This is a genomic window from Methylobacterium fujisawaense, from assembly GCF_014138435.1.
In the GTDB taxonomy this organism is placed as follows: domain Bacteria; phylum Pseudomonadota; class Alphaproteobacteria; order Rhizobiales; family Beijerinckiaceae; genus Methylobacterium; species Methylobacterium fujisawaense.
In genome coordinates this window covers 1-2241 of the sequence record NZ_JACJIM010000022.1, presented here as the reverse complement: position 1 = coordinate 2241, position 2241 = coordinate 1, and the positions used below count along the sequence as shown (strand labels likewise).

The following is a 2241-nucleotide window of genomic DNA, read 5'->3' as shown; positions in this document are numbered from 1 at the left end:
CGTCGGCGACGTCAAGGACGGCGCCAAGACCCTCGCCGACAAGATCACCGGCAAGCACTGATCCTCATCCCGCGGCGCCGGGCCACCGGCGCCGCCCCTCGGCCCATGTCCGGTACGGTGCCGGGCCGAACCGCTCAATGCGCGGGAGCAGAGCCGATGCGGCACTTCGCCAGCCTCTTCCTGCGTCAGGAATTCGTCTTCCTGGTGCTCGCGATCCTGCTGAGCGTCGGCGCCGGCGTGGCCTACTGGGTGTCGCGCGCCACCGTCCTGACCATCGCGGTCGCTCCCAAGGACGGGACGGAGCCGGCGCTGATCCAGGCCTATGCGGATGCCCTGGCCAAGCGCCACAAGGAGATTCGCCTCAAGATCATACCCTTCGACGACGTGCGCGACAGCGCCGAGGCGCTGCGTGACGGGCGGGTCGATCTGGCGATCGTACGCCCGGACGTCGAACTCCCCGACAACGGCCTGACGTTGGCGATCCTTCGCGACCAGGCGATGATCATCGCCTCGCCGGAAGCCGCCGGGATCGACCGCTTCCCCGATCTCGATCGCAAGCGCCTCGCGATCCTGGCCCATCGGGACGCCGACGAGGCGCTCATCCGCGCCATGCTGGATCACTATGGTTTGACGCTGGTCACCACCGAGCCGGAAGGCGGTCTGCCGCCGCGCCACGTCGCCCTGGTCGAGATGGCCGAGAGCGACCTGGGCGCGGCCTTCGCCCGCAAGCGGGTCGACGCAGTGATCTCGGTCATCGCGCCGACCGCACCGACGGCCCAGCGGATCGTCGGCCTCGTCCAGGCGGCCAGCCGCAACCGCAAGATCTCCTTCGTGGATGTCGAGAATGCAGAGGCGATCGTCGCCCGGCTGCCGCGTCTGCAGGTGGTCACCATGCCGGCCGAGACCTTCGGCGGCAGCCCCAAGGTGCCGGCCGACGACGTTCACACGGTCGGCGCTTCGTACCGGCTGATGGCGCGGTCGAGCCTCGCACGCTCCGTGGCGGCCGACGTCACGCAGCACCTGTTCGAGCTGCGCAGCGCGATGGCGAACGTCACGCCGGCGGCCGATTACGTTCAGGCCCCCGCCTATGACGGCACCGTCGGCGCGACCAGCGCGAGGCTGCCCATCCATCCCGGCGCCGTCGACTATTACGAGCGCGAGCAGCAGAGCTTCATCGAGCGCTATGAGACTTGGATCTACCTGCTCGCCTTCCTGGGCGGCGGCATCGGTTCGGCGCTCGCGTGGATCGGCCAGCGCCTGTCGCGCCTGCGCCGCGAGCGCGTCGAGGAGGCGACCGACCGCCTGCTGCAGATCCGTCAGGAGGCGCAGGAGACACCGGATTCCGGACGTCTCGAGATCCTGGCCCGGGAGATCGACGATCTCGCGGGCGACATCGCCAAGCATGCCCTGGAGCGCCCGACCGAGGCCCGGACGATGTCGGCGGCGACCATCGCCATCGACGCGGCCCGTTCGACGGTGAAGCGCGCCATCACGGCTGGCCGGAGCGCGGATGACGGCTTGGGCCTGGCCGGCAGAGCCGTCGCGGCAGACGCGGCCCAGACGCCGGCATGACCCGATGCGGCGGCCCACCGCCGTACCACCCGGGCTTCGGCCCGCACCAAGGAAGGACGACGCCATGAGTAAGGGATATCCCTCGATGACCGCCCTGCTGGGGCTGCTGGCGGTGGCCGGCTACCAGAACCGCGACCGGATCGCCGAGTGGCTCGGCGGCCACGCCAAGGATCCGGCGCGGTCGCCGGCACCGCAGGTCCCGCCCGCGACGGGGTCGACGATCCCGGCGAACCTGGATCGCCTCCTTGGCGGCGCCAGCGCGGGGGGCGTCGGCGGCCTCATCGCCGGCGGCCTGACCGAGCTGGTCGATCATTTCACCAAGGGCGGCCATGCCGAGACGGCGCAATCCTGGATCAATCACGGCCCGAACCGCGACATCCCGGCCGCGGATCTGGAGCGCGCCATCGGGCCGGACACGTTGGCGGCCCTGGAGCAGCGCACTGGCCTGAGCAAGAGCGAGCTGTTGGAGCGCCTCTCGCGCGACCTGCCCTCGGCCATCGATCGCTACTCGCCCGAAGGACGACTGCCGGCCTTCAGCTGATCCGCTTCGCGGAGGTGGGGGGGGGGGCGCCGCCCCCCCCCCCCCCCCCCCCCCCCCCCCCCCCCCCCCCCCCCCCCCCCGCGCCCCCCCCCCCCCCCCCCGCCCCCCCGGGGGCACCCACCGGGCGG

At 72.0% G+C, this 2241-nt stretch carries 2 protein-coding genes; both read left to right on the top strand.

Features of this window, described 5'->3' with window-relative positions:
* Positions 1-156 precede the first annotated feature (156 nt).
* Positions 157-1572, top strand: a complete 1416-nt coding sequence (locus GGQ91_RS27910; RefSeq protein WP_043345428.1) for a TAXI family TRAP transporter solute-binding subunit — start codon at positions 157-159, stop codon at positions 1570-1572.
* Between the two features lie 64 nt (positions 1573-1636).
* Positions 1637-2113 (top strand): YidB family protein, encoded by a 477-nt coding sequence (locus GGQ91_RS27905; protein ID WP_043760530.1) that lies wholly within the window; start codon positions 1637-1639, stop codon positions 2111-2113.
* Positions 2114-2241: the final 128 nt, after the last annotated feature.

What these genes read in the sequence shown, in the direction of transcription:
- GGQ91_RS27905 (WP_043760530.1), top strand. Translation starts at nt 1,637, where the DNA reads ATGAGTAAGGGATATCCCTCGATGACCGCCCTGCTGGGGCTGCTGGCG.
- GGQ91_RS27910 (WP_043345428.1), top strand. Translation starts at nt 157, where the DNA reads ATGCGGCACTTCGCCAGCCTCTTCCTGCGTCAGGAATTCGTCTTCCTG.